This is a genomic window from Amycolatopsis sp. cmx-4-54 (assembly GCF_046548895.1).
Lineage (GTDB): Bacteria > Actinomycetota > Actinomycetes > Mycobacteriales > Pseudonocardiaceae > Amycolatopsis.
Genome location: NZ_JAEBEJ010000009.1, coordinates 221,037 through 246,505, shown reverse-complemented (window position 1 = coordinate 246,505; position 25,469 = coordinate 221,037). Strand labels below are relative to the sequence as shown.

Genomic DNA, 25,469 nt, shown 5'->3' with positions numbered 1-25,469 from the left:
CGCCGATGGATCTCGACGGGATCTACCGGGCGGAGTACGGCCGGTGTGTGGCCACCCTGACCCGCCTCCTCGGCGACATCACGCTCGCCGAGGAGGCGGTTCAGGACGCGTTCGCGACGGCGGTGGAGAAGTGGACGGAAACGCCGCCCAATCCGGGCGCGTGGATCGTGACCACCGCCCGGAACCGCGCGATCGACCGCCTTCGCCGGGAATTTACCCGCGAAGCCCGGCACGCCCAGGCGCTGCTCCTGCATTCCCAGGACGAGCCGCGGGAGGTGGGGCCGGTGCGCGACGACCAGCTCCGGATGATCTTCACCTGCTGCCATCCGGCGCTTTCGCCGCTCGCGCGGACCGCGCTCACCCTGCGCCTGATCGGCGGGCTGGAGGTGGGGGAGATCGCGCGGGCCTACCTCGTCCCGGAACCGACCGTGGCCCAGCGGATCGTCCGCGCGAAGAAGAAGATCCGCGACGCGGGGATTCCGTACCGGGTGCCGGGGAGCGGTGAACTGCCGGAACGGCTGGATTCCGTGCTCACCGTGCTCTACCTCGTCTTCAACGAGGGGTACACGTCCACGTCGGGTGACCTGCTGCGGACGGACCTCTGCGTCGAGGCGGTGCGCTTGGCGAGGGCGCTCGCCGATCTGATGCCCGACGAGCCGGAAGTGATCGGGCTGCTGGCACTGCTCCTGCTCACCGAAGCCCGGCGCCCCGCGCGGGTGGGGCCTTCCGGTGAGCTGGTGGTGCTCGCGGAGCAGGACCGGTCGTCGTGGAACCGGGAACTGATCGCCGAGGGCCACGAACTGGTGCGGCGGTGCCTGCGCCTCGGCCGTCCGGGCCAGTACCAGGTGCAGGCCGCGATCAACGCCGTGCACACGGACGGCGAGTCGACCGACTGGACCCAGGTGCTGGCGCTCTACGACCAGCTGTGGCGGCTCACCCCGACGCCGGTCGTCGCGCTCAACCGCGCGGTCGCCATCGCCGAGGTGCACGGCCCGGCGGCGGCGCTGGCCGGGGTCGAGGGGCTCGACCTGCCGGGCTATCACCATCTGCCCGCCACGCGGGCGAACCTGCTGTCCCGCCTCGGCCGGACCTCGGAGGCCGTCACCGCCTACGACGAGGCGATCGCCTTGGCCACCAACGACACGGAACGGGCTTTCCTACGGGCCAAACGGGCAGTCCTGTCGTAGTTTCGGGCAGCTGTCGACGAAACCGCCGCGTGCAGTGTGTCCTCAATGGACAAAGCGTCGTGCTCCGGGTGAGGGTTCCGTTGTCGGACCGGTGAGAAACCAACTATTGTCGCCATGACCGCTCGACCGCCAGCGCAGGAGGTGACCGTTGTACGCCGAAGAGCGGCAGCGCGCCATCCTCAAGCAGGCCAGGCAGAACGGCCGGGTCGACGTGGCGACGCTCGCGGCGGCTTTCGAGATCACCAGCGAGACCGTCCGCCGCGACCTGACGGCGCTGGAACGCAGCGGAGCGGTGCGACGGGTGCACGGCGGCGCGATCCCCGTCGAACGGCTGGGCATCGAGCCGGGGCTCGACGCCCGCGACGCGGTGATGAGCGCGGAAAAGGACCGCATCGCCGCCGCGGCGCTGGACCAGGTCCCCGACGGGGGCGCGATCCTGCTGGACGCGGGCACCACGGTGGCCAGGCTGGCGAACCTCGTCCCCGCCGGCCGCGGACTGACCGTGGTCACCCCTTCGCTGCCGAACGCGTTCACCCTCGCCGACCGGCCCGGCGTCACGCTGATGCTGGTCGGGGGACGGCTGCGCGGCCACACCATGGCGTCGGTCGACGGCTGGGCGCTCGACGCCCTCAAGGACACCTATGTCGACGTCGCTTTCCTCGGTACCAATGGTCTTTCCGTCGAGCGGGGGCTCACCACCCCGGACACCGCCGAGGCGATGGTGAAGCGCGCGGCCATCGCGTCCGCCCGGCGGACGGTGCTGCTGGCCGATCACACGAAGATCGGCGACGACCATTTCGCCCGGTTCGGGGACCTTTGCGACGTCGACACCCTGATCACCGACAGCGGGGCCGAACCCGCGGAGATCGACGACATCGGCCGGGCGGGCGTCAAGGTGATCATCGTTTGAAGCGTACGGGCGAGCGGCTCGCCGGATACCTGATGACAGCGCCGTTCTACGTCCTCTTCGGCGTGTTCGGTCTTTTCCCGTTGCTCTACACCGCCTGGGTGGCGCTGCACCATTGGCATCTGGTCAACGGTGACACCGGGTTCGCCGGGCTCGGCAATTTCGCCGTCCTGCTCCAGGATCCGTACTTCTACAACGCGCTCTTCAACACGGTCAGCATCTTCGTCCTTTCGACCGTCCCGCAACTGCTGGCCGCGCTCGGTCTCGCCGCGCTGCTCGACCGTCCCTTGCGGGCGCGGACCCTGTGGCGGGCCAGCGTGCTGTTGCCCAACGTCGTCTCGGTGGTCGCGGTGGCGCTCGTGTTCAGCCAGCTGTTCGCCGAGGACTACGGCGTCGTCAACTGGGCGCTGGGCCTGGCAGGGCTCGATCCGGTGGACTGGCGGTCGGACCGGTTCGCCTCGCACGTCGCGGTCAGCGCGATGGTGATGTGGCGCTGGACCGGCTACAACGCTTTGCTCTACCTCGCGGCGATGCAATCCGTGCCGCAGGAACGCTACGACGCCGCGATGCTCGACGGCGCCTCGCGCTGGCGGACCTTCTGGTCCATCACCGTGCCCGCGATCCGGCCGACCATCGCCTTCACCGTCGTCATCTCGACCATCGGCGGGTTGCAGCTGTTCGCCGAGCCGCAACTGTTCGACGACACCGGGGTCAACGGGACGGGCGGCGCGGACCGGCAGTTCCAGACCCTCGCCATGTACCTGTACGAAAAGGGGTTCGGCGAGTTCGACGCCGGATACGCGGCGGCCATCGCGTGGTTGCTGTTCCTGTTCTCGGCCGTGTTCGCGCTGGTCAACTTCTCGCTCGTGCGCCGGATGCGGGGCGGTGAGTGACCGTGGCGGCCAGGGAACGGACCGGTTTCGTCGTCTACGGGTTGTTGCTCGCCGTCGCCGTCGCGTCGATCTTCCCGTTGTACTGGTCGTTCGTGGTGTCCTCCAAGGACAATTCCGCCCTCGGCGAGACCACTCCGCCACTGCTGCCCGGCGGCAACCTGATCGAGAACGTGGGCAGGGTCTTCGGGACCGTCGACTTCTGGCTGGCGATGCAGAACTCGCTGATCGTCGCCGGCACCATGACCGTGTCGAACGTGCTGCTTTCGAGCATGGCCGGATTCGCCTTCGCGCGGCTGCGTTTCCCGGGCCGCGACTCGCTCTTCCTGGTGGTCATCGGCACCGCCATGGTGCCTGCCCAGCTCGGCGTCATCCCGCTCTATCTCGTGGTCGGCGAACTCGGCTGGTACGGACGGCTGGAGGCGGTGATCGTGCCGGGACTGGTCGGCGCGTTCAGTGTGTTCTGGATGCGGCAGGCGTGCGAGGAGGCGATCCCCGGCGAGCTACTCGACGCCGGACGCGTCGACGGCTGTTCGACGGCGCGGCTGTTCTGGCACGTCGCCATGCCCGCCATCCGCCCCCAAGCCGCCGTGCTCGCGATGCTGACGTTCATGACCGCGTGGAACGACTTCTTCTGGCCGCTGATCGTGCTCGATCCCAACGCGCATCCGACCGTCCAGGTGGCGTTGTCGCGGCTGGCGAGTGGCTACTTCACCGATTACTCGCTGATGCTCACCGCGGCCACGATCGGTGTGCTGCCCGTGATCGTGCTGTTCATCCTGCTGGCCAGGAAGGTGGTCGACGGCGTGATGCGGGGCGCGCCTCGGGCCTGACGATCTTGGTCGTGGTGGGTTCTGGTTTGCGGCCGGGTCCTTTCAGTGGGTGGATACGCGGTCGCAGCCGGGTTGGCCCGTGGTGGGTGGATTTCAGCCCGGTCGTTGCCGTTTTTCGGCGAGGGCCGGTTGGTGACGCTGCTTCCGCGGACGGCGTGAGGTTTGTGGCCGTGTTTCGGCGATGTCGGTGGGTGGTAAGCGGTTCTGCCGCTGGTGTTCGGCGCGATCGCGAGTGAACTTCGGTTCAGCCGGGCCATAGCCGTATTTCGGCGACCATGTCGGGCGCGGTTATGCGCCCGTTGCCGCTTTTCGGCGATCGTTCAGAACGGTGGTTTCTCGGTGCGGGTTCGTGCAGCGGCGGTGGTGTGCTGTCGTAACTCTGCCCCGTGGGTGTGGTGATGGTGAGGGTGCCGTCGGAGGCGAGCCGGTAGATCCAGCCGGGTTCGTCTTTCAAGCGGTGGTCGCGGCGGCAGAGGTCGACCAGTTCGGTGTCGGCGGTGTGGCCGCCGTGCTGCCAGGGCACGGAGTGGTCGAGGTCGCAGGCTTGGGCGGGGCGGTGGCAGCCGGGTCTTCGGCATTCCCGGTCCCGTACCCGCACGAACTCACCCAACCCCGCCGTGGGTCGGTACCGGTCGCGGCCCAGATCGAGGACTTGCCCGGAGAGCGGGTCGGTGATGATTCGCCGCAGCACCGTGTCGGGGCCGGATGCGATGTGCCGGGCCAGCGACGCTGGAATGTGCCCGTGTCCGGCCAGTTCGGCCGGGTCCTCGTTCACCCCCAGATAGGTGTTGAGGTCCATGTAGAGGAACACTTCGGACCGTTCACTCTTCCCGCCGTGGCCGCCCAGCAGGAGGTCGAGGGCAATGTCGGCGCGGAGCTGATCCAGGGTGCGGGTCTCCCCGCCGGTCTTGAGGGCGCGTGCTTCGCGATCGATTCGGGTGTAGGCGGCGGCGACTTTCTCGACGGGTCCGTCTTCGACCTCGATCGAGGCGACCCCGGTCTCGCCCTGCCGGATCGTCAACCGGCGCCCGGCGCGGTGCCGCTCCATGCGTTTCCGAGCGCCGTCGCGGTCGGCCATCATCGCCGCGTGATTGGCCGCCTTCCGGATCTGGTCGGAGTTCTTGTCTGGCAGACGGTCCTCCAGGACGGCGTCTACGGCACGGGCGTCGTCGTCGGACAGCCACGCGGTGGCTGTGGCGACTTTCATCGCTCCGTAGCCGCCCACCTGGCCGCGGTCGAGCAGCCTTAGGGTGCGGGGCAGGCGGGTGGTCAGCGCCGCGGCTGTGGACACGAGACCCGCCGCGTAACTGTCCACAACAGACAGTGCGAACGCCACCTCCTGCACCACATTCGACGCACCCTCGCGGTGACGGTTCAGCTGCGCCAGCGCGCGGAACCGGACCGCTTCCAGTCGTGCGATGCCCTCCGAGGCCGCGACGGCGGCGTCGATAGCATCCTTGTCCTCCAACGAATCCAGTGCGGCATTGACCTCCTTCAACACATCGGACGAAGTGATTTCCTTGAGTAGCGCCACAGTGGCGTTGTGTGTGTCCACATACAGAAGCTACAACTGACCACCGACAGTTTCCGGTACCTGTGCGTCGTCGATTTTCGGCAACATCAAAGTCGAGCTGACAGTTCGCGGCGCCGGTGTCGTCGTTTTTCGGCAACGTCGCGGTCAAGCTGAAGCCCGTTGTACGCCGCCATATTTGCGTAGGGGGCCTTGATTGCCCGTTGCTGCACGGGAGCGTCGTGTCCGCGTGCGCAGCATGCGACCGGCTGTAGATAGTTCCTGGGGCGGGTGTCGTCGTTTTGCGGCGAAGTCCGATGGTGTGTCACCGTTCGTTGCTGCGCGCGAGGTCGTATCGGCACGCGCATATGTCACCGGTCGCGGACAAAGCCCGCCGTACGTCACCGCCCGTTGCTACGCGCGAGGTCGTGTCCGCGCGCGTAATATGCGACCGGCTCCGATCCTTCCTCACGCCAGCGTGTCGTCGTTTTTCGGCAACATCAAGCCAAAGCCCGCCGCCACCCGTTGCTGCGCGCGAGGTCCTATTGGCACGCGCATATGTGACTGGCGGCTGGCAGTTTCCGGTGCGGGTGGTCGTCGTTTTGCGGTAATGCCAACCTAAAGCCCGCCGCCACCCGTTGCTACGCGCGAGGTCGTGTCCGCGCGCGTAATATGCGACCGGCTCCGATCCTTCCTCACGTCAGCGCGTCGTCGTTTTCCGGCAACATCAAGTCGAAGCCGCCCGTCACCCGTTGCTGCGCGCGAGGTCCTATCGGCACGCGCATATGCGACTGGCGGCTGGCAGTTTCCGGTGCGGGTGTGTCGTCGTTTTCGGTAATGCCATCCCAAAGCCAGCCGCCACCCGTTGCTGCGCGCGAGGTCGTGTCCGCACGCGCAATATGCGACCGGCCCCGATCCTTCCTCACGTCAGCGTGTCGTCGTTTTTCGGCAACATCAAGTCGAAGCCCGCCGTGTCACCGCTCGTTGCTGCGCGTGAGGTCCTTTTGGTGCGCGCATATGTGACTGGCCGCTGGCAGTTTCCGGTGCGGGTGTGTCGTCGTTTTGTGGCAACATCAAGGCAAAGCCCGCCGTACGTCACCACCGTTGCTGCGCGCGAGGTCCTATCGGCACGCGCATATGCGACTGGCGGCTGGCAGTTTCCGGTGCGGGTGTGTCGTCGTTTTCCGGTAACGCCATCCCAAAGCCCGCCGCCACCCGTCGCTACGCGCGAAGTCCTATCGGCGCGCGCAACATACGACCGGCCGCCGACAGTTCCCGGTGCGGGTGCGTCGTCGTTTCCCGACAACACCATCCCAAGCCCGCCGCCACCCGCGAGGTCCTATCCGCACGCACAACATGCAACCAGCCCAACCCCACGCCGGCGCGTCGTCGTTTACCGGCAAAGCCAACCTAAAGCCCGTTGCGCGCCACCACATCAGCGTAGAACAGGGCGCTGTCCTTGAGTACTCGTTCCTGCGTTTCGAAGTCGACGTGCACGAGGCCGAACCGTTGTGTGTACCCCATCGCCCACTCGAAGTTGTCCAGCAGCGACCAGGCCATGTAGCCGCGGACGTCGGCACCGCGTTCGATCGCGTCGTGCACGGCGGCGAGGTGTTCGGCGAAGTACCGCACGCGCTTCTCGTCGTGGACCCGCCCGTCGACGACCTTGTCCTCGAACGCGGCACCGTTCTCGGCGACCACGAGCGGCAAGCCGGGACAGTGTTCGTGCAGCCACAGCAACAGATCGGTGAACGACGAGGGGCGCTGTTCCCAGCCGAGCGAGGTCAGGTCGCCGCGGGGCGGCTGGACGTCCATGCCGCGCAGGCCGGGCAATGGGCAGTTGCTGTCGGCCTCGGGATCTTCGAGCGGAACGGCGCGGGCGGGGGCGTAGTAGTTGACGCCGAGCACGTCCAGCGGCTGCGCGATGGTCTCCAGGTCACCGTCGGCGATCGCCGGTTCCAGGGTGCCGAGATGTGCCAGATCCGCCAGCAGTTCGGGCGGATAGCCGCGGCCCAGCAGTGGATCGAGGAAGAACCTGTTGTGCAGGAAGTCGAACTTGCGCGCGGCCTCGCGGTGTGCGGAGTCGTCCACATCGGTCAGCACCGGGGCGAAGTTGAGCACGATGGACACTTCCTGCTCGCCGCCGTTCGCCCGCAACGCCTGGGCGGCCTTGCCGTGCGCGAGCAGGAGGTGGTGCCCGGCGACCAAAGCCGCGCCTTCGTCCTTGATGCCCGGCGCGTGATCGCCGTTGCCGTAACCGATGAAGGCGGCGCAGAACGGTTCGTTGATCGTGGTCCACTGCCGCACCCGGTCACCGAGTGCCTGGTGGACGGTCAGTGCGTAGTCGGCAAAACGGCTCGCGACGTCACGGTTCGGCCAGCCGCCTTCCGCCTGCAGCGCTTCCGGAAGGTCCCAGTGGTAGAGCGTCACCATCGGGGTGATCCCGTGTTCCAGCACCGTGTCGACAAGGCGATCGTAGAAGGCGAGGCCGCGGGGTTCGACCGTGCGGCCGTCCGGCATGACCCGCGACCACGCGACGGAGAACCGGTAGTAGGGCACGCCGAGCCCGCTCAGCAGTCCGATGTCCTCGCGATAGCGCCGGTAGTGGTCGCAAGCCGGGTCACCGGCGGCCAGACCCTGCCGTGCGGTGAAAGTGTCCCAAATGGACGGTCCGCGGCCGTCCGCCGTCGTCGACCCTTCGATCTGGTACGCCGCCGTGGCCGTGCCCCAGCGGAACCCGGCCGGAAACCCGCGTGTCACGCCGTCCCCGCTCAGTTGGCGGCCGCGGCGCGGCCTTCGGTCGCGGCCTGGCTCCACGCCTGGTCGAGCGATTGCTTCCCCTCTTCGACGCGGCCGAGCGCGTGCCCGTACACCGGCCGCACCTCGCCGTCGCGCAGCCCGCGGTAGTTCGGCCGCAGGGCTTCGGCGGAGGCCGCGAAGATCTTGCCGATCGGCGCGCCGCTGAAGTACTGGCTGGTGTGGGAGAGCACGGCGGTGTCCTGGTACGCGCCCAGCACGCTCGGCAGCAGCCCGCTTTCGAGGAAGATGCGCTTCTGCTGTTCCGGCGCGGTCAGCCAGACGGCGAGGTCGTAGGCTTCCTTGCGGTGCGCGCCCTGCTTCGGGACGGTCAGGAACGAGCCGCCCCAGTTGCCCGCCTTGCCGGGAACCGAGGTGACGTCCCATTTCCCCGCGAGCTCCGGCCCGCCCGCCTCTTCGATCTGGGTGAGCATCCACGCGGGACAGGTGATGGCGGCGAACCGGCTCTGCTTGATCGCCACCGTCCACGGCTGGGTGAACGTGGTGACCGCGGCCGTCTCCTTCTTCAACGCCATCCCGCCCGCCAGTTCGAAGGCCTTGCGCACGTTGGGGTTCGTGTCGGCGATGAACCGCTCGTCCTTGGAGAAGTAGTTCTCCTGTGCCTGGTTGAGCATCGCCGTGTAGACGGTGCCCGCCGAGTCGGCGAATTTGACGTCGTCCGGTGCCTTGGCGCTGAACCGTTCGCCGGTCTCGGCGAACTTCTCCCAGGTCGGCCACAGCGCGGCCACCTGGTCGCGGTCGGACGGCAGGCCCGCGTTCGCGAACAGGTCGCGCCGGTAGCAGAGCGCGAGGCTGCCCATGTCGGTGCCGAGGCCCATCACGAACTTCCCGTTTTCGGCGGTGCCCTGGTCCCATTTCCAGGCGGGCCACTGCTCGCGGAGCCCCTGCGCGCCGAACTCGGAGAGGTCGGCGAACTTGTCCGTGGACTGGCGGAACTTGGGCAGATACTGCTCCTCGATCGCCACCACGTCCGCGCTGCCGCGTCCGGCGCCGAGCCCGGTGGCGAGCTGGCGGTGATGCGTCTCGAAGTCGGCGACCCGGCCCTCGACGGTGATCCCCGGATGGGACTTCTCGTAGTCGTCGAAGAGTTTTTCGTACCCGAACTCGCCGAAGGTGGCGACGGTGAGCTTGATCGGACCGCCGGCTTCCGGCGTGCCGGAGCAGCCGGTGAGCAGCAGCACGAGGGCCGTCAGTCCGGCCAGTACGCGGGTCATGGTTCTCCTCGGTCGTGTGGTCACGCGAGTCGTCTCGGCAACTGGTCACCGACGGTGAGCCGGGAATCGGCGTGCAGTTTGGTCAGGACCCTGGACACCAGAGACTGCACCGTCCGTCGCGGCAGGCTCAGCTCGGCGGCGATCTCCGGGTTCGACAGCTTCGCCGCCACCAGCCGCGCCACCCGCAGTTCCAGCGGCGACAGCGCCCCGCTGTGCCGGGGGCTTCGCTCGACGCGGCTCAGCACGCCGTAGCGGCGCAGCCTGCTTTCCGCCCGCCGGATGCTCCAGGTGGCTCCGACCTCACCGAGCACCTCGCACGCTTCGGTGAGCGAGCGGGTCGCCGCTTCGAGGTAGCCGGCGCGGCCGAGCAGTTCGGCGGCGTCCTCCAGCGCGGCCGCGAGCTCGATCGGGCGGTGGACCTCGCGATAGTGATCCGCCGCGGCCAGCATGCCTTCGGGGTCGCCGTCGAGCAGCGACCGGCATCGGAGGGCGGCCGCGGTCGCCCTGGCGGGGACGGTCTCCTGGCTCGCCTCTTCGGCGCAGACGGCGAGTGCTTCCTGTGCGACGGCGTCGTTCCCGGCGGAGAGCGCGATTCGGACGACGTCGGGAAGCCATTGGTGGCGCAGCATCATCCGGGCGTAGTCGGGGCGCAGCACCGGCGCGAACAGCCGCAGCGCGTCGTCGAGTTCACCACGGTGCTCGGCGGCCATCGCCTGTGCCGCCAGGTAGAAGTCGCAGCTCTCGCGCTCGGACGAGTTCGACGGCGAGTGCGCCTCGGCCGCTTCCAGATGGGCGCGGACGGCGACGCGTTCGTCCCGATGGCCCGCGATGAGGGCGGCGACCCCGTGCAACAGCAGGGCGGCGGCACCCGGTTCGCGGACACCGTAGAAGGTGATCGCCGGGCCGTCCTCGGTGACCGAGTCCAGTTCGGCCAGCGCCTCGTCCCACCGGCCGGTCCAGTAGTAGTGCACGGCCGCCGAAACCTGCGGGCCGGTCGGCAGGCCGTGCCGCGCGGCCGTCTCGTACCCGGCGTGCAGCGTGGCATCGGCTTCGGCGAGCCGGTCGAGGTTCTGCAGGGTGAACAGGCGATTGTCGAGCAGGTCGAACCGCAGGGTCGCCAGGTCGGCCTCATCGCCGGTGGTCTCGAGCGCCGCGTCGATCGCGGTCAGCGCCCGGTCGTGCTCGCGGCGGATCGAATGCACGAGCCATAACGTCTGCTGCGCGTGCGCGGCGGGGTAGCGCTCACTCGCTTCGGCGTGCAGGGCCCGCGCGATCCGTTCGGTCTCGTCGAGATCGGCGAGCGTGCCGCGCCGGAAGTTGGCGAGCAGCGTCCGGGTGCTGGTGCGCCACAGCTCCGGGATCGCCGGGTCGTCCGCGGTGTCGGCGAGCGCGTCGATGGCGCCCGGTGTGTCGCCCCGGCGGTACCGCAGCGCGGCGAGGAAATGCCGCATCTGCGCCAGATCCGCCTTGTCGGTGACGGTCTTCACCGCCAGTTCGGCTTCCGTCTCGGGAGACAGCTCGAGCCGGAACAGCACGCGCACCAGCGCCGCGATCAGCGTCTCCCGCTGCTCGCGGGTGGGCACCGTGCTGTCGAGCGCGCCGCGGAGCAGGTCGGCCGCGATATGCGGGGCGCGGTTGGACACCGCGACGTGGTTGGCGGTGAGCCAGCCTGCCAGCCAGGGATCGAACGGCACCGGCCCGGCCGCCAGCTGCTCGGCGACCCGTTTGATCGGCGCGCCCGCCCGCGCGAGCGATTCGGCGGCGCGCCGGTGCAACGCGGCACGGACCGGTTCGGCGATGGCGCCGTAGAGCGCCTGCCGCTGGAACGGGTGGTGGAAGGCGAGTTTGTCGCCGGCGTACTCGATGACGCCCGCGGTGGTGGCGGGCTCCAGCTCCCGCAGGACCTCCAGCGGACCCTTGTCCGCCAGCGCGGCGAGGTCCTCGACGGCGAACTCCGCGCCCAGCAGCGAGGCGGTCCGGAGGATCTCGGTCGTGGCGGGGTCGAGGCATTCCAGCGTCCTGGCCACCGCCGCCAGCAGCGACCGCGGCGCGTTCTCGGTGCCGTCCAGCGTCACCTCGGCCACGCCGTCCTTGGTCCGCAACGAGCCGGTGCGGACCAGGTCGTGCGCGATTTCCCTGGCGTAGAGCGGATTTCCGGCCGCGCGCCGGACCAGCGGACGCAGGCTCGCGCCGAGTTTCGCTTCGAGGACCACCTCGAACACGGCGGCGACGTCGTCGTCGGTCAGCACTTCGACCGGCATGATCTCGCCGTCTCTCGCCTCGACCCCGCGACGGAGCTGGGCGAGGTCGCGGCGGCCGTGCCCGGTGCGCGTGGCGGCGACCAGCAGGAGCGGCAGCTGCCGGGTGGCGGCGGCCAGCCGCTGCCACAGCAGCACACTCGCCTCGTCCGCCCAGTGGAGGTCGTCGATCACCAGCACCAGCGGGCCCGCCGCGCAGGTCTCGTCGACCAGTGCGAGTAATTTGTCCACAGTGGACAGGATCGGGTCGGCGGGACCCCAGTTCCCGTGCGCGGGTTCGGCGTGCAGCTCGCCCGCCAGTGCCGCCTTGGCCGGATCGGCCGCGCCGTGGTGCACCCCGAGGCATTCCATGATCACCTGCAGCGGGAACCGTTGCCGCAGCTCGTCGGCCGCGGTCCAGGCCAGCTGACAGCCACGCGCCGCGGCGCCCGCCAGCCCGGCGATCAGCAGTTCCGATTTGCCGATCCCCGGTTCGCCTTCGAGCCAGACCGGGCGGCCGCGGCCGGCGAGCACGTCGGTGACGAAGCCGTCCAGCCGCTCGACCTGCCGGGTACGTCCGGGCAGCGGGCACTGGACGCCGCGTTCGATCGCCTTGGCGACCGGTGGCGGCACGACGCGGACCGGAGCCGGTTTCGGTCGGGTGACAGGTTTTTCGCTGCCGTCCAGGATGCGCTGGTGCAGCTCACGCAGCGGGGCACCGGGTTCGACGCCGAGTTCGTCCCGCAGTACTCGCCTGGCTTCGCGGTACGCGCTGAGTGCTTCGATCGGCCGCCCGCTGGCGTGCAGGGCGCGCATCAGCGTCTCGTGCAACGACTCGCGTAACGGGTGCCGCTGCACCAGCGCGGTCAGTTCGGCCACCACTTCGCGGTGGTCACCGATGCCGAGCAGGGTCGTGGCGCGCAGTTCGGTGGCGGTGAGCTGGAGTTCGGTGAGGCGGACGCGTTCCGCTTCGGCGAACGGGCCCGGCACGCTGGAGTAGGCCTCGCCGCGCCAGAGACCGAGCGCGGTGGTGAGCCGCGCGGCCGCGCTTCGCTGATCGGCGCGGGCGAGCAGTCGCCGGGCGGCCGCCGCGTCCTGTTCGAACCGGCTGACGTCGAGCGCGTCCCGGTCCAGCCGCAGTACGTAACTCGACCCGGACGAACTCAGGATCTCGTGCGCGTCACCGCCCGCCTTGCGGATCGCGCCGCGCAGGCCGGAGACGTAGGTGTGGACGCTGCCGGTGGCGCTGGCGGGCGCCGACTCGCCCCAGACGTCGGAGATCAGTTCGCCGAGGGACATCGCCTGCCCGCGGCGCGCCGCCAGGGTGGCGAAGACCGCGCGCTGCCGGGCGGGCCCGAGCTTCAGCTCGACGTCGCCGAGCCAGGCACGAGGCGGCCCGAGCAGCTCGACGCGCAGCCCGTTCGTCACGCCGGCTCCATTTCTCGTCATGCACCGAAAGTGGCCGGATCACTACTGTGTCCCCGCAGTTTAGGACGTCCTCGGCGCGGTCCGGTTGCGCACCCGGGCGAGGGTGTGCAACGGCGCGCACCAGGGCTGCGCGGACCAGGAAGGCGTGGCGCCCGTTTCGGGCAAAAGGAGCGCGGCGAGCTCGCCCGCCAGGCTCCGGTGCTGCTCCTCGGTCAGATTCGGTTGGTGGGAAAGCGAATGGAGCAGCTCGACGGCCGGCCCGGTGGACAGCGCGCGGACGTTGTCGAGCAGCCACTGCGGGATCCAGCGGGCCGTCAGCTCGTCGCCGACCTGGAGCAGCTGCTCGGCGACGCGGTCCGCGGGCGCGCCGGAGCCCGCCATGGTCGCGGCGATCTCCTGGTGCAGCACGGCCCGGATGGCGGGCGGGGTGTTCGCGGCGAACACCTCTCGCACCAGCGGGACCCGGAACCGCAGCCGTTCTCCCTCCGTTTCCAGCACCTGCGCGGCGAGCGCCTCTTCGACCGCTCCGATGAGCGCCCGCAGTTCGCGGCCGGTGACATCGGTCAGATCGGCGACCGTGAACGACGAGCCGAGCAGAGCCGCCGAGTTCAACGTTCGCTTGCACGGCACGGAAAGCGCGGCGAGATGATCTTCGACCACGGCGGCCGTCCGGCTGTGCGGAGTGATGGCGGGCTCGCGCCCGTCGGCGAACTCGGCGAACAGCTCGCGCAGGTAGCCGACGTTTCCGGCGGTGTACCCGGCGGCGAACCCGAGGAAGTCCTCGCCCGGGTCCCTGGCCAAGGTCTCCTCGGCGAGCGCGGCGACGGCAGGGCCGTCTAACGGCGGCAGCGAGACGACGTCACCGTCGAGCCGCGAGCGGAGGACTTCGAGGGTGCGGCGCCGGGGGAGGGGCCGCGCCGAACCGATCAGCAGCAGCGGCAGGTGCGCGGTGAGCCCGTGCAGCCGCTGCCAGGCGAGCAGGCTTTCCTCGTCGGCCCAGTGCAGGTCTTCGAAGACGAGCACCCACGGCCCGTCTTCGCACAGTTCGGTGACCGTTTTGCCGAGATCCGCGAGTGCTTCGCCGCCGAGACAGTCGGCGATGAGGCTCAGCGGGACCGCGCTGGTCAGCTCGTCGGCTTCGACCCAGCGCGTGCGGCTGCTCGCCGCGGCGAGGGCTTCCGCCAGGAACGCGCTCTTGCCGCTGCCCGCCTCGCCGTCCAGCCAGATCGTCCCGCCGCGGCCTTCGTCCAGCAGTGCCGCCAGGTGGCGGCGCACCCGGCGGAGTTCGAACTCCCGGCCGACGAAAGTGGACGGTCGTCCGGGCACGGCATGGGTCCGCCGATGCCGGTCCGGCCGGTCCTGGTGGTGCAGTGCCGGATCGTCGTCCAGGACCCGCTGCCGCAAGGCGAGCAGCTCCGGCCCCGGTTCGAGGCCGGATCGCTCGATGATCGTCTCGCGGGCGCGGTCGAACGCGGCCAGCGCCTCCGCCTGTCTGCCGGACCGGAACAACGCGGTGATCAGCATCCGGTGCAGGCCCTCGCGCAACGGATGGCGCTCGACCAGCACGGCGAGCTCGCCCACGAGTTCGCGGTAGCCGCCGAGGTGCAGCGCGACCTCGGCCTGGCGTTCGAGCGCGCTCATCCGCAGCTCGTTCAGCCGGACGCGCTGGGTCTCGGCGAACGGCCCGGGGATTCCGTCGAGCGCGGATCCGTGCCATTGCCCGAGCGCGGAGCGAAGCGACTCCAGCTCCCGTTCGTGCGAGCCGGCGATCCGATGCGTGCGGGCCCGCTCCAGCTCGGCTTCGAAGACGTGCACGTCGACCTGCTGCTTCGGCAGGTCGAGGCGGTAGCCGGCGCGGCTGGCGACGAGCGGCCCGCCCGCCGGCTCCAGCGCGCGGCGCAGCGCGGAGACGTAGGTGTACACGATGCCGGTGGCGCTGTCCGGGGGCCGCTCGCCCCAGACGGCGTCGATGATCTCCCGGCGGGAGACGAACTGGCCGGCGCGCAGGGCGAGCGTGGCGAACACCGCCTGACGCTGGGCGGGGCCCAGCGCGATCTCACCTTCGCCGTGGCGGGCGGGGGAACCGCCCAGCAGCCGCACCGTCAGCGAGGAAACCTCGTCCATGACCTGCCGCCTGTGCGTCCGACTGCCGAAAAAGAGTGTCCTGCTCAGCGGAAAGCCTAGTGGCGGCGATGTGGGTTTCGCAATCAATCGGGCACTCACCGTGTGGGTTTCGGCCGTTGTTCCCGGATCGTGCCGGTTCGTGGACTGCCGGATGTCCGTTCATGTGGGTTTCAGGCCGCGTTCAGGCGTGGGGCGACCGGGCAAAGCCGGACGTTCCCAGGGGCAGAATGTCGTCCGGCGCTGGTCGAAGGCATGCGCGGCTGTGCATGCTGTGACAGTGAGCCAGGATCAGGAACACTTCGCCGGTGACGTCCTGCTCAGCCTCGCCCGGAACGGCAGGCTGGTACTCGACGCCGATGAGGCCGAAGCCCGCATCACCGAGCTTCGGCGGACGCTGGCCTTCGGCTACGCCCTCCTCGCCGACCCGGACTACGCCGGACCCGAGGGCAGGCTCCGCGAGATCCTGGACGAGCTGCCCAAGTACGTCGAGGCGTTTCAGCAGGCCACGAAGTCCTTCACGCCTCGTTGAGAACTCGTGGAGACTTCGTGAAGAGCTCCTTCGCAGACTGTGTCCCATCCGACTGGGGCCGCGGACAAGCGGAGGGGATGGAAGTGGACACGGAAACCCGACAGATCACCGTGGCGGTGCACGCGCCCGACCCGATCACCACTGCGGGCCTGGCCAGCCAGCTGGGCACGCAGCAGGGGATCGACATCCGGGACTGGGAGCAGCGCGCGGAGACCGACGTACTGGTGTTCGCCGCCGAATGCCTGACACCGGAGATCGTGCTCTGGCTGCGGCGGCTCGCCGCCGAGGACGGCAAGCCGGTGGTGCTCGTGGTGAGCCAGATCAGCGAGGCGGAACTCGTACCCGCCATCGAATGCCGGGTGGTGGCGGTCCTGCCGCGCCCGGCCACGACCGGCGAGCGGCTGGCGCACGCCGTCCGCGCGGCGGCCACCGGCGGCGGAGTGCTCCCGCCGAGCCTCCTCGGTGAGCTGCTCAAGCACGTCGAGCGGCTGCAACGCGAGGTGCTCGACCCGATGGGCGTCAACACCGCCGGGCTCACCACCCGGGAGATCGACGTGCTGCGGCTGATGGCCGAGGGCAAGGACACCGTCGAGATCGCCGGTGAGCTCAGCTACTCGGAACGCAGCGTGAAGCACATCATCCAGGGCATCACCGGGCGGCTGAAGCTGAAGAACCGGCCGCACGCCGTCGCGTATGCGGTGCGGGCCGGGGTGATCTGACCAGGGGTAAGGCGAATATGGCTTCGTGACGGGAGTACTTGGCCGGAGTGTTGCGAAAGCCACTTTCGCAACGTTGAAGGTTGCGAAAGTGGCTTTCGCAATGTCGGCGGCGGCCACTCACGACGCCTGCCCTTGGGGAGGTGTCCGGTCTCTTTAGGGAGTCCGTTCGCCCGTCGACCCCACCCCGCCACGCGAACTCGCGTGATCAGAGACGTAACTCGCGGGTGTTTCGGCTGGAAACACGCGTGTTACGGCTTCAAGCACGCGTGTTTCGGGATGTGCCGGGCCAGGCGTTCGGTGACCATGGCCAGTTCGAGCGGCTGGCCGCGTTCACGGGCCAGCCAGAGGCATTCACCGGCGGATTCCTTGCCTAGACAGGCCCGGACCAGATGGCGATGCAGCAGCACCCGGCCCGTCGGCATCGCGGTGGCGAGGTCCTCCAGCGCGTCGAGTGCCCGCTTCGCCGAAGCGCGGTCGTTCTTCCGCAACGCGAGTTCGGCGAGATCGGCCCAGGCGATGTCAGTGCCGACGACGAGTCCGCGGGTGGCCGCGCGCAGGCGTTCGGCGGCACGGTCGGTCTCGCCGAGGGCCAGGTCGACCCGGGCCTCCGCGATGTCGAGCAGATGGACCAGCGTCGGCGCCGTGGCGCGGGCGGCGGTCAGCAGTTCCCTTGCCTCGGTGGACCGACCCTGTGACAGCAGGACCGACACGATCGACAGGTGCATCGCGGCCGAGCCGATGTCGTAGCCGCGCGGTGAACGATCGGTGACGGCGCGGCGGGCGAAGTCCAGCGCGCGGGCGGACTGGCCCCGCATGGCCGCGAGCATCGAACGCTCACCGTCTCGCAGGCCGGTTTCGGGAAAGCCTTCGTCGGCGAGCAGTCTTTCCGCGCGTGCTCGTTCGCCCAGCACCAGCAACGCGGAGACGTACAGGGTGATCTGGTCGCTCCTGTACCGCGGCACCGTCCGCAACGGCCACCGCTCGCGCTCGGTCAGGTTCGCGCCGAACCGCGCGCAACGGCCGTCCCAGAGCTCGGCCAGACTGCCGAAGAGTTCTCCCAGCATGGCGGAAATCGCCGATTCCGTGCGCCAGGAATCGTTTTCCGCCAACAGTTCGGCCGCTTCCGTCCACCGATCCCGCAGACACAGCGCGATGGCGCTCGAGACCATCGAGCCGATTTCCTGCACGGCGTCCACGCCTGTCATCCTGAGCGGCGAGGAGGGCCGTGACGGGCCGGCCGGCCGGGTCTGGCCCGTATGGCCGCCGGTTCCGCCCGAAAGCCGTCAGGCGGCGAGCGGACCGAAGACCAGGGTGCCCGGGGCCTTCGCGTCGTCACCCGCCCAGAACTCCAGCCACAGCGCGGCGAACTCGTCCCGGGACAGCATTCCGTCGCCGTCGGAGTCCAGCAGCGGGAAGGTGGCGTCGGTGTCGGTGGGGCGGCCGTTCCAGACCTCGATCAACTGGCGGTACTCCGCGGCGGAGATCAGGCCGTCCTCGTTCTCGTCGATCGCTTCGAACATCGCGTCGGCCGTCGCGGTCACGGCCTCGGGCGTGTCCGGGAGCTTGTCGACCACCAGCAGGACCTCGTCGAGGGTGACCTTGTCGTCCCGGTCGAGGTCCGACGCCGCCAGCAACGTCGTCCACCAGCTCAGCATGATGCCGGTCAGGCGCCGCTCGTCTCCCGGGCCGCGCCGCCGCGCCCAGCGGTCGGCCAGCGCCTGGAAGTCCCGCTCCTGGAGGAATCCGTCGCCGTCGACGTCCATCGCGGCGAAGACGCCCGAGATCTTGCGTCGCTGCAAGTCACTAGCCATGCGTCCGAACGATAGAACCGGTGGCGTAAGGGCACATCGGCCATTCAGGGCCACGGCGATCCACGATCAGGGGACGGCCGCTCACGCACGGCTGGCGAGTGCCACCAGGGATAGGGCACGCCGAACAGTTTGTTGATCGCCACGGCGAGCAGCGCGATGAGGGCGACCCCCGCCAGCACCGCGACCACCTGCGAAACGGTGTGCAGGAGGCCGAGCGCGATGATCAAGGTGGTCGCCCCGGCGGGCGGATGGGGGATCTGCATCGCGGCCATCGCGGCACAGGTGAGTCCCAGCGCGATCGCGGCCGCGCCGACCCTGGCCCAGGTGGGATGCGTCAGATCCGGTGCCGACGAGAGCAGGCCGGTGCAGGCGAGGCCGGTGAGTCCCGCCAGGACACCGGCCAGATGCCCGAGCACCGTGTTGCGCGGGCTCGCCGCGGGCGCCTGCGGGCCGGCGAACACCAAGAACGCGGTGGGCCCGAGTGAAGGGAACAGCAAAGGCGCGCCGGACAGCATCGCGCAGACGCCGATGAACACGATGCAGCCGAACGAGCTCAGCGCGACGTAACCGGTGCGGCGGAGCCCGGTCATTCCCACCCGCGGCGCGGTTCGCGGGTGCCGACGCCGCCGGGGGCACGGCGCCGGTAGACGACGTACGGACGGAGCAGGTACCGCACCGGTGCGCTGAAAGCGTGCACCAGCCGGGAAAACGGCCACAGTGCGAACAACAGCATGCCCAGTGCGACGTGCAGCCGGTAGTCCAGCGGCGCCGACGCCATCAGCTCCGGCTGGGGATCGAGGAGCAGGATGCCGCGGAACCAGGGCGCGACCGTCTCGCGGTAGTCGTAGCCGCCCCGCACCCCGTTGTCGACCACCGTGGTCGCCAGCCCGGCGAACATCACCAGCACGAGCACCACGTACATGTACCGGTCACTGACGGAGGTGGCACGGCGCACCGCCGGCACCCTGATCCGCCGCCACAGCAGGAGACCGAGCCCGCCGAGCGCGACCACTCCGGCGATGGTGCCCATCCCGAGCGAGACCAGGTGATAGCCGTGTTCGTCGAGCCCGGCGAACTCGGTCACTCCCTTCGGCACGAGCAGACCGAGCACGTGACCACCGATGACCATCAGCAGTCCGATGTGGAACACCGGGCTCGCCACCCGCAGGAGCTTGGACTCGTGAAGCTGGCTGGACCGGCTCGTCCAGCCGAACTTGTCGTGGCGATAGCGCCAAATCGTACCGAAGACCAGCAGCGCGATCGACGCGTAGGGCGCGGCACCCCACAGCAGCAGGTCCAGTCCGGAACTCATCGGCCACCTCCGGCGCCGGTGGGGAAGGGGTCGAGGCCGACCAGTTCGGCCGGGGGGTCAGCGGGTATCGGGGCGGGGACGGCGGGCAGGGTGGCCAGCACCGCCGTGACGGCGTCACGATATGGCGTGTCCACAGTGGACAGGTTGCGGTGGAGGAGTTCCAGCGCCGGATGGAAGCGGGAAAGGACTTGCCCGGCCGCGCCGGGATCGGCCGCGGCGGCGAACTCCAGGATGACGGGCAGGAAGTCCGGCAGCTCGTTCTCGGCGGGCGAGAAACCGTGAGTGCGGTAGAACCGGCGCAGGGCGGCCAGTGTCTCACCGCGTCGGCGGGTGTCGCCGTCGAGGAACCAGCTCAGGTGCAGCGTCCGCCGGGGCTTCCGGTCGAAGACCTCGATGTAGTGCGACGCCAGCTCGCGCGGATCACCCTGTTCGAGATAGGCCACGGTGCGGCGGAGTTCGTCGCGGCCGGGACCGGCGATCTCGTCGAGGCAGGCGCGCAGCAGGCCGAGTTTGCCGAGCACGGCTTCGTCCGGATACTGCAGGCACCAGCCGGCGATCTGGCGCACGGCCGCGTGATCCCGCGTGGCACGGGGACGGAGACGTTTCACCGGCCCTGCCCTCGCAGCGTCGGGAACAGCGCGTCCGGCCGCGCGCCGTCGTCCCAGCTGACCAGGTCCACAGTGGACTCACCGCTGCCCATGCCCGGACCGCCGTCGACGTCGAGACTGCACCGGGTGGCGATCCCCTCCAGGTCGTGGGCCTGCCCGACGCCCGCCGTGGGGATGACATAGCGTTCGTCGTACTTGGCCAGCGCGAGCAGCCGGTGCATGGCGAAGATCTGCTCGCCGGTGAGGCCGACGGAGGCGGGGATGTCCTCGTCGGTCTCCTTGCCGAGGTTCACCGCCCGCATGTAGGACCGCATCGCGGCCAGCCGCCGCAGGGAGCGTTTGACCGGGGCGGTGTCGCCGGCGGTGAACAGCTCGGCCAGATACTCGACGGGGATGCGCAAGGCGTCGATGGCGCCGAACAGGTTGTCACGGTGCTCACCGTCGTGTCCGCTGCCGCTGACCGCGTCGACCACCGGTGACAGCGGCGGGATGTACCAGACCATCGGCATCGTGCGATATTCCGGATGCAGCGGCAACGCCAGCCGGTAGTCGTGGATCAGCTGGTACACCGGCGAACGCCGGGCCGCGGTGAGCCAGTCGTGCGGGACGCCCGCCGCCTCGGCGGCCCGGATCACCGCGGGATCGTGCGGATCGAGCAGCAGATCGAGTTGCGCCGGGTAGAGGTCGCGCTCGTCGGCGACGGACGCGGCCGAAGTGACCTTGTCGGCGTCGTAGAGCAGCACGCCGATGTAGCGTAGCCGCCCGACGCAGGTTTCCGCGCACACCGTCGGCTGCCCCGCTTCCACCCGGGGATAGCAGAAGGTGCACTTCTCCGCCTTGCCGGTCTTGTGGTTGAAGTACACCTTCTTGTACGGGCAGCCCGTGACGCACATCCGCCAGCCACGGCACTGGTCCTGGTCGACCAGGACGATTCCGTCCTCCTCGCGTTTGTACATCGCGCCGGACGGGCAACTGGCCACACAGGACGGATTGAGACAGTGCTCGCAGATCCGCGGCAGATAGAACATGAAGCTCTGCTCGAACTCGAATTTGATCTTGATGCCGAGTTCTTCACGCAGTTTCTCGGCGATCGGGTCCTTGACGCCGTGTTCGGTGGACCCGCCGAGGTCGTCGTCCCAGTTCGGCCCCCAGGAAGGCTGGGCGGGCTCGCCGGTGATGGCCGACCGGGGCGCGGCGGTGGGCACGTCGTCGCCGAGCGGAGCCTCGATCAGGGTGGCGTAGTCGTAGGTCCACGGTTCGTAGTAGTCGGAGATCTCCGGCAGTTCCGGGTTGGCGAACAACTTCGCGAGCTTGGTCAGCCGTCCGCCCGCGCGCAGCCGCAGCCTGCCTTTGGCCGTCCGCTCCCACCCGCCCTTCCAACGTTCCTGGTCTTCATAGCGGCGTGGATATCCTTGCCCGGGCCGGGTCTCCACGTTGTTGAACCAGGCGTACTCGGTGCCCGACCGGTTGGTCCATGCCTGTTTGCAGGTCACCGAACAGGTGTGGCAGCCGATGCATTTGTCGAGGTTCATCACCATGGCCAGCTGTGCCATGACCCGCATCAGTAACGCACCTCCTGGGAACGGCGGCGGATCACGGTGACCTCGTCGCGCTGGTTGCCGGTGGGGCCCAGGTAGTTGAAACCGAAGGAGAGCTGGGCGTACCCGCCGATGAGATGGGTGGGTTTGAGCAGCAGCCGGGTCAGCGAGTTGTGCGTGCCGCCGCGTTTCCCCGTCGCCTCGCTGAGCGGCACGTTCACCGCCCGGTCCTGAGCGTGGTAGAGGAAAACGGTGCCCGCGGGCATGCGGTGGGAGACGATCGCGCGGGCGACCACGACACCGTTGCGGTTGACCGCCTCGATCCAGTCGTTGTCGTGCGCGCCGATGGCCTCCGCGTCGGACGGGCTCATCCAGATGCCCTGCCCGCCGCGCGACAGCGTGAGCATGTGCAGGTTGTCCTGGTACGTCGAGTGGATCGACCATTTGCTGTGCGGGGTCAGGTAACGCACGGTGACCTCCGCGGCATCACCCCGCCCGTCCGAGAGGTGCTGTGCGCCCAGCGGCGGCCGGTAGACCGGCAGCGCCTCGCCGAGTTCGTGCATCCAATCGTGGTCGAGGAAGAAATGCTGACGGCCGGTGAGGGTGTGCCACGGTTTGCCGTGTTCGACGTTGATCACGAACGCCGAATACCGGCGCCCGCCGCTCTCACTGCCGGACCACTCCGGGCTGGTGATCACCGGCGCCGGGCGCGACCGGGTGTCGGCGAAGGAGATCCGTTTGCCTTCGTGCTCGGCGGAAAGATGTGCCAGCTCGGTGCCCACCCGCTTCTCGAGCTCGCGGAAGCCTTGGGTGGCCAGCCGCCCGTTGGTGGTGCCCGAAAGCGCGAGCACGGCGTCCGCCGCCTTGATGTCGGTGTCGATCAGCGCGTGGCCTTGCGCGGCCCCTGTCGTCGCGACGCCGTTCTTCGCGCGCAGCCAGTTCAGCTCCTCGCCGACGTCGTAGGTGATCCCCTTGCTGGTCGCGCCCAGCTTCTCCAGCAGCGGGCCGAGCGTGGCCAGTTTCGCCGCCACCGCGGGGTAATCCCGTTCGACGACGGTCAGTTTCGGCATGGTGACGCCCGGGATCGGTTCGCCGTCGCCGTCGCGCCAGTCGCGGACGACTCCGCCCGGCTGCGCCGTCTCCCCGGGGGTGTCGTGTGTCATCGGGGTGGCGACGAGATCCTTGCGCACGCCGAGATGGCGCTCGGCGAGCCGGCTGAACCGTTTCGCGATGGTGTGGAAGGCCTCGAAATCGGTGCGGGTCTGCCACGGCGGATCGACGGCGGCGTTGAAGGAATGCACGAAGGGATGCATGTCCGTCGACGAGAGGTCGTGCTTTTCGTACCAGGTCGCGGCGGGGAGCACGAGATCGGCGAACAGGGTGGTGCTGGTCATCCGGTAGTCGATCGCCAGCATGAGATCCAACTTGCCGACGGGGGCCGACTCGTGCCATTTCACGGACTTCGGCCGCTTGTCCGGCGGCGCCTGGGCACCGCGCAGGTTCGCGTCCGTGCCGAGCAGGTGCCGCAGGAAGTACTCGTGTCCCTTGGCCGACGAACCGAGCAGGTTGGACCGCCACACCGTGAGCACCCGGGGCCAGTTCTCCGGCGCGTCCGGATCCTCGGCGGCGAACCCCAGCTTGCCCTCGCGAATCTGGTCGGTGGCATGGCGGACGGGATCGAGACCGGCCTCCTCGGCTTCGTCCACGAGGTCGAGCGGGTTGCGGTCGAAAGTGGGGAACGAGGGCATCCAGCCCAGCCGTGCCGACTGCGCGAGCGTGTCCGCGGCGCTCGTCCCGGCGAGTTTCCCGGGCGCCAGCGGCGAGGTCAGTTCGTCGTTGCGCAGCGCGTCGTAGCGCCATTGGCCGGTGTGCAGGTACCAGTAGGCCGTTCCGATCATCTGCCGGGCGGGCCGCACCCAGTCCATCGCGCCGGCCAGGGTCTGGTGCCCGGTCAGCGGCCGCACCTTCTCCTGGCCGACGTAATGCGCCCAGCCACCGCCGTTGCGGCCCTGGCAGCCGGTCATCGTGAGCAGCGCCAGGAACGAGCGGTAGATGGTGTCCGAGTGGAACCAGTGGTTGGTGCCCGCGCCCATCAGGATCATGCACCGGCCACGGGACGCCTCCGCCGTCTCGGCGAACTCCCTGGCGATCCTGGTGACCCGGTCGGCCGGGACCGAGGTGAGCTCCTGCTGCCAGGCCGGCGTGCAGGGTTCCGCCGGATCGTCGTAACCAGAGGGCCACCGGCCGGGAAGGCCGCCGCGTCGCACTCCGTACTGCGCCATCAGCAGGTCGAACACCGTGGTGACCCACTGGCCGCCCTGCCGCACGGCGGGTACACCGCGCCGCAGGACACCGTCGGTGTCGAACCGCGGAAGGAGGACCTCGACGCCCTCGTGGCCGGGGTCGGCGAGCAGGCTCAGTCGCGGCACGACGTCGCCGAGGTCGAGGTTCCACCGGCCCTGATCGTGCTCGTTCCAGCGGAATCCGACCGAGCCGTTGGGTACGACCGGTTCCCCCGTGCGGTCGTCGACCAGCACGGTCTTCCATCGCGGCTCCGCCGTGCCGTCCTCGCCGAGGTCCGCGGCGGTGAGGAACTTCGACGGGACGTACGCGCCGTCCCGTTCGGCCAGTGTGACCAGGAAGGGCAGGTCGGTGAAGCGGCGGACGTAGTCGGTGAAGTACGGGACCTGTCGTTCGGCGAAGAACTCTGTGAGGATGACGTGCCCCATGGCCATCGCCAGCGCGGCGTCGGTACCGGGATGCGGGGCCAGCCATTCGTCGGCGAACTTGGTGTTGTCGGCGTAGTCGGGGGAGACCACGACGACCTTCTGCCCGCGATAACGCGCCTCGGCCATCCAGTGCGCGTCCGGTGTCCTGGTCACGGGGACGTTCGAACCCCACATCATCAGGTACGCGGCATCCCACCAGTCGGCCGATTCCGGCACGTCGGTCTGATCGCCGAACACCTGCGGCGAGGCCACCGGCAGATCGGCGTACCAGTCGTAGAACGACAGCATCGGAGCGCCGATCAGCGCCATGAACCGGGACCCGATCGCGTGCGAGACCATCGACATCGCCGGGATCGGCGAAAAACCGGCGACCCGGTCCGGTCCGTAGCGGGAAATGGCGTGCACATGCGCGGCGGCTGCGATTTCCGCGGCTTCGTCCCACCCGATCCGGACCAGTCCGCCTTTTCCGCGTGCGCGTTGATAGGACAGCCTTTTCATCGGGTCGTCCATCACCGAGGCCCACGCGAGCACGGGATCGCCGTGGTGTTCCAGTGCGCTACGGTACATTTCCACCAGAACGCCTCGCGCATACGGAAAACGAACCCTGGTCGGCGAATAGGAATACCAGGAAAAGGAGGCGCCTCGTGGGCAGCCGCGCGGTTCGTACTCCGGTTTGTCGGGGCCGACCGAGGGATAATCCGGGTCCTGGCTCTCCCAGGTTATGATCCCGTCGGAGACGTAGACGTTCCAGCGGCAGGAACCCGTGCAGTTCACGCCGTGCGTCGACGGGACCACCTTGTCGTGGCTCCATCGATCGCGGTAGAAGGCGTCGCCTTCGCGGCCGCCGGTGAGATGCACCGAACGCAGGTCCGGCGAACTCTCCGCGCGGGTCAGATAACGACCGAGGCGCAGCAGGGCGGTGGTCGCCGCGCCTTCGTGACGATTACCGGAACTGTTTCCGTTGGCTTTTCGTGGCGAGCGCACGCTCGCGACCTCCCGACTAAAGTCGTGAATGAGGCAGACAGTGCGAACAGGACGTGCCGAATCTGTCCGGGGAACGGTGCGATGCTAGCGGT

Annotated in this window: 18 protein-coding genes; 6 read left to right on the top strand and 12 right to left on the bottom strand. The window is 69.2% G+C overall.

Annotated features, from left to right (window positions below):
* Positions 1–5: 5 nt before the first annotated feature.
* From ACLJQ7_RS28320 to ACLJQ7_RS28305, 4 genes are all read left to right on the top strand, one after another.
* Complete coding sequence (locus ACLJQ7_RS28320) at positions 6–1,187, top strand: RNA polymerase sigma factor (protein ID WP_410651194.1); 1,182 nt, start codon at positions 6–8, stop codon at positions 1,185–1,187.
* Between the two features lie 148 nt (positions 1,188–1,335).
* Positions 1,336–2,097 (top strand): DeoR/GlpR family DNA-binding transcription regulator, encoded by a 762-nt coding sequence (locus tag ACLJQ7_RS28315; RefSeq protein WP_410651193.1) that lies wholly within the window; start codon positions 1,336–1,338, stop codon positions 2,095–2,097.
* The gene (locus ACLJQ7_RS28310) at positions 2,094–2,987 is read left to right on the top strand and encodes a carbohydrate ABC transporter permease (RefSeq protein WP_410651192.1); all 894 of its coding nucleotides are present in this window, start codon (positions 2,094–2,096) and stop codon (positions 2,985–2,987) included. The genes ACLJQ7_RS28315 and ACLJQ7_RS28310 overlap by 4 nt, the downstream gene beginning before the upstream one ends.
* Positions 2,988–2,989: 2 nt before the next feature.
* Positions 2,990–3,817, top strand: coding sequence for a carbohydrate ABC transporter permease (locus tag ACLJQ7_RS28305; protein ID WP_410651191.1), 828 nt, complete (start codon positions 2,990–2,992; stop codon positions 3,815–3,817).
* Positions 3,818–4,061: 244 nt separating this feature from the next.
* On the opposite strand, the gene ACLJQ7_RS28300 is transcribed toward ACLJQ7_RS28305, so the two are convergent.
* The 5 genes from ACLJQ7_RS28300 to ACLJQ7_RS28280 form a co-directional block, all read right to left on the bottom strand.
* Positions 4,062–5,315, bottom strand: a complete 1,254-nt coding sequence (locus tag ACLJQ7_RS28300) for a DUF222 domain-containing protein (RefSeq protein WP_410651352.1) — start codon at positions 5,313–5,315, stop codon at positions 4,062–4,064.
* Between the two features lie 1,422 nt (positions 5,316–6,737).
* Positions 6,738–8,087, bottom strand: coding sequence for a GH1 family beta-glucosidase (locus ACLJQ7_RS28295; RefSeq protein WP_410651190.1), 1,350 nt, complete (start codon positions 8,085–8,087; stop codon positions 6,738–6,740).
* Between the two features lie 11 nt (positions 8,088–8,098).
* Positions 8,099–9,358 carry an ABC transporter substrate-binding protein gene (locus ACLJQ7_RS28290; protein WP_410651189.1) on the bottom strand — a complete coding sequence of 420 codons (1,260 nt, stop codon included), beginning with the start codon at positions 9,356–9,358 and terminating at the stop codon, positions 8,099–8,101.
* Positions 9,359–9,378: 20 nt separating this feature from the next.
* Complete coding sequence (locus ACLJQ7_RS28285; RefSeq protein ID WP_410651351.1) at positions 9,379–13,023, bottom strand: BTAD domain-containing putative transcriptional regulator; 3,645 nt, start codon at positions 13,021–13,023, stop codon at positions 9,379–9,381.
* Positions 13,024–13,083: 60 nt separating this feature from the next.
* Positions 13,084–15,147 carry a BTAD domain-containing putative transcriptional regulator gene (locus tag ACLJQ7_RS28280; RefSeq protein ID WP_410651188.1) on the bottom strand — a complete coding sequence of 688 codons (2,064 nt, stop codon included), beginning with the start codon at positions 15,145–15,147 and terminating at the stop codon, positions 13,084–13,086.
* Between the two features lie 277 nt (positions 15,148–15,424).
* On the opposite strand from ACLJQ7_RS28280, the gene ACLJQ7_RS28275 reads away from it, so the two are divergent.
* Positions 15,425–15,676 (top strand): hypothetical protein, encoded by a 252-nt coding sequence (locus tag ACLJQ7_RS28275; protein WP_219150793.1) that lies wholly within the window; start codon positions 15,425–15,427, stop codon positions 15,674–15,676.
* A gap of 83 nt (positions 15,677–15,759) precedes the next feature.
* Entirely contained in the window at positions 15,760–16,395 is a 636-nt protein-coding gene (locus ACLJQ7_RS28270) for a response regulator transcription factor (protein ID WP_410651187.1), read from the top strand.
* A 248-nt stretch (positions 16,396–16,643) separates the two neighbouring features.
* Here the strand turns inward: ACLJQ7_RS28270 and ACLJQ7_RS28265 are convergent, their stop codons facing one another.
* The 7 genes from ACLJQ7_RS28265 to ACLJQ7_RS28235 all read right to left on the bottom strand — a co-directional run bounded on the left by ACLJQ7_RS28265 (position 16,644) and on the right by ACLJQ7_RS28235 (position 25,377).
* Positions 16,644–17,591 carry a hypothetical protein gene (locus ACLJQ7_RS28265; protein ID WP_410651186.1) on the bottom strand — a complete coding sequence of 316 codons (948 nt, stop codon included), beginning with the start codon at positions 17,589–17,591 and terminating at the stop codon, positions 16,644–16,646.
* An 87-nt stretch (positions 17,592–17,678) separates the two neighbouring features.
* Positions 17,679–18,206 (bottom strand): EF-hand domain-containing protein, encoded by a 528-nt coding sequence (locus ACLJQ7_RS28260; RefSeq protein ID WP_410651185.1) that lies wholly within the window; start codon positions 18,204–18,206, stop codon positions 17,679–17,681.
* 44 nt (positions 18,207–18,250) lie between these two features.
* Positions 18,251–18,796, bottom strand: coding sequence for an HPP family protein (locus ACLJQ7_RS28255; protein ID WP_410651184.1), 546 nt, complete (start codon positions 18,794–18,796; stop codon positions 18,251–18,253).
* Complete coding sequence (gene narI, locus ACLJQ7_RS28250; RefSeq protein WP_410651183.1) at positions 18,793–19,518, bottom strand: respiratory nitrate reductase subunit gamma; 726 nt, start codon at positions 19,516–19,518, stop codon at positions 18,793–18,795. Before narI ends, ACLJQ7_RS28255 begins: the two co-directional genes overlap by 4 nt.
* Positions 19,515–20,126, bottom strand: a complete 612-nt coding sequence (gene narJ / locus ACLJQ7_RS28245; protein ID WP_410651182.1) for a nitrate reductase molybdenum cofactor assembly chaperone — start codon at positions 20,124–20,126, stop codon at positions 19,515–19,517. Before narJ ends, narI begins: the two co-directional genes overlap by 4 nt.
* Entirely contained in the window at positions 20,123–21,688 is a 1,566-nt protein-coding gene (gene narH / locus ACLJQ7_RS28240) for a nitrate reductase subunit beta (protein ID WP_410651181.1), read from the bottom strand. Before narH ends, narJ begins: the two co-directional genes overlap by 4 nt.
* Positions 21,688–25,377: a nitrate reductase subunit alpha gene (locus ACLJQ7_RS28235; RefSeq protein ID WP_410651180.1), complete on the bottom strand. Its 3,690-nt coding sequence runs from the start codon at positions 25,375–25,377 to the stop codon at positions 21,688–21,690. Before ACLJQ7_RS28235 ends, narH begins: the two co-directional genes overlap by 1 nt.
* Between the last annotated feature and the right edge of the window lie 92 nt (positions 25,378–25,469).